This window comes from Pseudoalteromonas sp. BSi20495, from assembly GCF_000241185.1.
Lineage (GTDB): Bacteria > Pseudomonadota > Gammaproteobacteria > Enterobacterales > Alteromonadaceae > Pseudoalteromonas > Pseudoalteromonas fuliginea.
On sequence record NZ_BADY01000122.1, the window covers coordinates 1 to 5,188 of the forward strand.

Sequence of the window (5,188 nt, forward strand, 5' to 3'; positions counted from 1 at the left end):
AGCTGTAGACGTAGAGCTTGCTTACGTTAAAAGCGCAGCTTTTGCGGTTTAATTTACAAGCTTCGCTAGTCCGCCTGCAATCTGCGTATTTACAGATAAATTTAACACCGAGTAAAGATTAGTTGTAGACGTAGAGCTTGCTCACGTTAAAAGCGCAGATTTTGGTTTATTTTTTATAACCATAAGGGCAATTTTTACAACCGTTTTTACAGCACGAACCACGCTTTAAAAAAAACCACTTACTAAATATCATGTAACCACTTTGCATGGTGTAATCGAGCCCTTCAATTAAATTTTCGTTACCTCTAAATTGTTTTGCAAAATCTATTTGGGTTTTAATAGGCTGTGTATAAATCCCCTCAAAAAAAATATTTATTTTATTAAGCGTGCACTTGCGGCATAAACAACTTGTTGCTGTGATATCAAGCGGTAAAATAGCTGGCAGCTCATTGCACCAACACGCTGATATATCGTCTACATTACACGTTAGAGTACTGTGGCATTGAGTGCAGTTAAGTTGAGTCATTATAATTCTTTTTAGTAACAGTGAGCCAAGAATAACAAATATTATGAATACACAAAAAGCATTAGCTGAATTTATTACGTTTGGTGAGCAAAGAGATGAAGCTATATCGGTTATCGTTTCAAGCCCTGCTGACAGCAATAAAACTCACTATACTCTCTCAACCGAGGTTTTAATTGATGTACTTAAACGTTGCCTAAATAACGAAATAGACTTGGATGATTTAGAGCTTTGGGCAAACGTAATTGAATCGCGAGATGATATTGATTGTACTGAGCATGAAGGTTTTATTTATGCGCTCAGTAATAGCGAGCAAATGGGAGAGCTTAATCATCAAAAGCTTGCTCAAATAGTTGCGTTAGTAAAAATTTGATTTGTTTAAAAAGCGAGGTATAAAACCTCACCTACAACATACACCAAACCGTAGGTGCGAATTTACTTCGCGCTCATGTAACGTGGCTTTGGAGTTTAAAAAGCGAGGTATAAAACCTCACCTACAACATGGGGCATAGACCTGTAGGTGCGAATTTACTTCGCGCTCATGTAACGTAGCTTTGGTGTTTAAAAAGCGAGGTATAAAACCTCACCTACAATATGTAAAACCCTGTAGGTGCGAATTTACTTCGCGCTCATATCACGTGGCTTTGGTATTTAAAAAGCGAGGTGTAAAACCTCACCTACAACATACACCAAACCGTAGGTGCGAATTTATTTCGCGCTCATGTAACGTGGCTTTGGTATTTAAAAAGCGAGGTGTAATACCTCACCTACAACATACCCTAAACCGTAGGTGCGAATTTACTTCGCGCTCATGTAACGTGGCTTTGGTGTTTAAAAAGCGAGGTGTAAAACCTCACCTACGACATACACCAACCCGTAGGTGCGAATTTACTTCGCGCTCATGTAATGTGGCTTGGGTGTTTAAAAAGCGAGGTGTAAACCTCACCTACAAAAAAACCGCACTTCAATTGAATGCGGTTTTTTAAATTGAAGATAATCGTTTTAAGCGATTATTTATGATATCCCAAGCACGTTTCTACTTCGTTTTTAGAACCTAAAATAACAGCTACTCGCTGGTGGATTGCATCAGGCTGAATATCCATAATACGCTCAGTACCGGTGGAAGCGATACCGCCAGCTTGCTCTACTAACATAGCCATTGGATTTGCTTCGTAAAGTAGGCGTAATTTATTTGGCTTTTTAGGATCTTTGGTGTCGGTAGGGTAAGTAAACAAACCACCACGGCTAAGTACGCGATGCACGTCGCCAACCATTGCTGCAATCCAGCGCATATTAAAGTTTTTAGCGCGCGGGCCTGTATCGCCTGCTAGCAAATCATCGATGTAGTTTTGCATAGCTGGTTGCCAATGGCGTTGGTTAGACGTATTAATGGCAAATTCGTTTGTATCAGCAGGAATATCAGCAAAATCTTGTGTAAGTAAAAAGCTGCCTTGTGTTTTATCAAGAGTAAACATGCGCGTGCCTTTACCTGTAGTCAGCGCAAGCATTGTTGACGGGCCGTAAAGTACGTAACCTGCTGCAACTTGCTTATGACCTGGCTGCATAAAAATGCTTTCATCAGCGGCGTCAGAACCTTCAGGCGCTTCCATAATAGAAAATATAGTACCGACAAGCGAGTTAATATCGGTATTTGACGAGCCATCGAGTGGGTCAAATGCCACTATAAATTTAGCATCTGGGTTGCCTGCTACTGTGTAGTCTTCTTCTTCAGAGGCGATTGCTTTAACCGTACCTGATTCCAGTAAAATATCTTTTAACAGCTGATTAGATAATACATCGAGCTTTTTTTGAGTTTCCCCCTGAATGTTTTCATCAAGGGTTGAGCCTAATACGCCAGAAAGCGCGCCTTGACCAACGCGAAACGAAATTTCTTTACATGCTGCTAAAATTGTTCGAATTAATGATAAAAGTTCTCTTGAACAACCATCTTCAAGTAATACTGGAGGGAGTCTACGCATTCTATTTTCCTGATAACGTGTTAAAACCAATCATAATGTGAGAGAGATTAGCTTAGAGCGCTGAAATTCGTCTTAAATAACTGTATTGTTTAAATAGCACCCTATAATGGGACCACCTAATCGTACTTAAAACACAAATAACAAAGATAAGATTATGAAAAAAATACCACTACTAAGTTACATATTCTTTACTGTGCTGTGCTCTATCATAACTCAAGCGCACGCAGCAATTAAGTCAATTGATGAATTTACTACGCAAATGAATCATTTTCCGGGCTATTATTCGTTTTTTTACGATACCCAAAACGGAAAAGTATATTTAAAAGTTGATAAGTTTGAACAACAATTTTTACTGCAGCAAAGCTTGCCTTACGGTATAGGCTCTAACGATATAGGCCTTGATAGAGGTCAGCTTGGTAATACTCACCTTGTGCAGTTTGAGCGTTTTGGCGACAAAGTAATGCTACGTGCTGTAAATACTTACTATCGTGCTAATACAAGTAACAAGGCTGAACAGCAAAGCATTAAAGAAGCGTTTGCATCAAGTATACTTGCAGGTTTTAAAGTAGTCGCAGAAGATAAAGCCACAGCACTTATTGATTACACGCCTTATTTATTAAGTGATGTACATGGCGTAAGCCGAACGCTTGCTGCACGTAAGCAAGGGAACTTTAGCCTTGATGAATCGCGTAGCGCCGTTTATATGAATCGCTCAAAAGCATTTGTAAAAAACACCGAGCTTGAAGCCGTACTTACATTTAAGGGCACAAAACCAGGTGAATTTGTTCGCCAAGTAAGTGCCGACCCTTATGCGCTTACTGTTCATATGCATCATTCACTTATTCAATTACCAGATGATAACTACACGCCTCGTAAGTTTAATCCGCAATCAGGTTTTTGGAGTATAGAACATAAAGATTACGCAGCGCCGCTTGGTGACTCTATGTACGTGCGTTATATACCGCGTCATCGTCTAACTAAAAAGGACTCAAGTTTACCAATTAGTGAACCTGTTAAATCAATTGTTTATTACCTTGATCCTGGCGTTCCAGAGCCTGTAAAAAGCGCTTTGCTTGAAGGTGGAAAGTGGTGGAACGACGCATTTACTGCTGCAGGATATAAAAATGCATTTATAGTAAAAGTACTGCCAAGTAATGCCGACCCTATGGATATTCGTTACAACGTCATTCAGTGGGTACACCGCGCAACGCGTGGTTGGTCATACGGAAGTTCTGTAATTGACCCACGTACAGGTGAAATACTTAAAGGGCACGTAACACTTGGCTCATTGCGTGTTCGCCAAGATATTTTAATAGCTGAAGCACTCGCTGCTCCTTATTTAAAAGGCAATGAAGTTGCTAAAAACTTGCAAGCAATGGCGCTTGATCGTATTCGCCAATTAAGCGCGCATGAAATTGGTCACACATTAGGTATTGCTCATAACTTTGCGGCATCGGTAGGGGATAGAGCTTCTGTAATGGATTACCCACACCCGCTACTTAGTTTTAATGAACAAGGTAAGCTTGATGTAACGCGCGGGTATGCAACAGGCATGGGCGTGTGGGATACCCAAGTAATTAAATATGGCTATAGCGATTTTACTAACCAAGATGAAAGCGCAGAACTCGCTGCTATTTTAAAGGAGAACAAAGCCAAAGGCCTTGAGTTTATATCAGATAGCGACGCTCGTGCTAAAGGTGGCGCGCATCCAACCGCTCATTTATGGGATAACGGCACTAATCCTTCGCAGGAGCTTTTACGAGTACTCGACGTACGTAAAAAAGCGCTTTCGCAGTTTGGTATTAATAATATTAAAACGGGCGACTCACTATCGCAATTAGAGGAAAAACTAGTTCCGCTTTATCTGTTTCACCGTTTTCAGGTTGAGGCTGCGGTGAAGCTTATAGCCGGTGTTGATTACGAATACGAAACACGCAGTGACTCACCCGTAAAAGGTGCGCAAGTGGTTGATAAAAAAATGCAACAAGAAGCGGTAAACGCTATTTTTGCAACGCTTAAGCCAAGTAACTTATTACTTCCTGAATCGGTACTATCGCTAATTCCGCCAAAAGCGTATGGCGAGTCTAAATCGCGCGAGAGCATAGTTGGGCGCACAGGGTTAACGCTCGATGCAATGGCATTACCCGAGGTTGCAGTGCAGCACAGCTTGTCGCTTTTATTAAACGCACAACGTTTAAATCGTCTAGCCCAGCAGCAAGCGCGTAGTAACGACTTTTATAGTTTAGATGAACTATTAAAGACGCTTTATAGCCACGTTTTTAACGTATCGTCGCCTAATACAATGACAGGTAAAATAACTCAGCGCGTGCAATTTTTAACAGCAAAAACCATGGCTGATTTAGTAGCAAGCGATAGTGCAAGCCCTGAAGTGCAGGCGCAGTTACGTTACTACTTAGTTAAGTTGAGTGAAGACTTTAACCAAAACTCAATATTGAGCCATACCAGTACTGGCGAGAGTGCGTTTAAGCAATATTTAGCCGAACAAGTAAATCAGTTTTTAATTAAAGGGCATTGGCCAAATAATTTTAAAGTGTTACCAATACCACCTGGATCGCCAATTTAATTATAAACCTCGCTCTTGAGCGCCAATAGCATGTTTAAGAGCGCGAAGTAAATTCGCACCTACAGGGCTGCACATATTGTAGGTGAGGTTTTATACCTCGCT

Annotated in this window: 4 protein-coding genes; 2 read left to right on the forward strand and 2 right to left on the reverse strand. The window is 40.7% G+C overall.

Features of this window, described 5'->3' with window-relative positions:
• Positions 1 to 166: 166 nt before the first annotated feature.
• Positions 167 to 526 (reverse strand): DUF5522 domain-containing protein, encoded by a 360-nt coding sequence (locus P20495_RS05470; protein ID WP_008137844.1) that lies wholly within the window; start codon positions 524 to 526, stop codon positions 167 to 169.
• Between the two features lie 43 nt (positions 527 to 569).
• Here P20495_RS05470 and P20495_RS05465 point away from each other — a divergent pair, with 43 nt between their 5' ends.
• Positions 570 to 896, forward strand: coding sequence for a hypothetical protein (locus P20495_RS05465; RefSeq protein ID WP_008137845.1), 327 nt, complete (start codon positions 570 to 572; stop codon positions 894 to 896).
• 637 nt (positions 897 to 1,533) lie between these two features.
• Here the strand turns inward: P20495_RS05465 and P20495_RS05460 are convergent.
• Positions 1,534 to 2,502, reverse strand: coding sequence for a class 1 fructose-bisphosphatase (locus P20495_RS05460; protein ID WP_008137851.1), 969 nt, complete (start codon positions 2,500 to 2,502; stop codon positions 1,534 to 1,536).
• Between the two features lie 154 nt (positions 2,503 to 2,656).
• On the opposite strand from P20495_RS05460, the gene P20495_RS05455 reads away from it, so the two are divergent.
• The gene (locus P20495_RS05455; RefSeq protein WP_008137852.1) at positions 2,657 to 5,086 is read left to right on the forward strand and encodes a zinc-dependent metalloprotease; all 2,430 of its coding nucleotides are present in this window, start codon (positions 2,657 to 2,659) and stop codon (positions 5,084 to 5,086) included.
• Positions 5,087 to 5,188 lie beyond the last annotated feature (102 nt).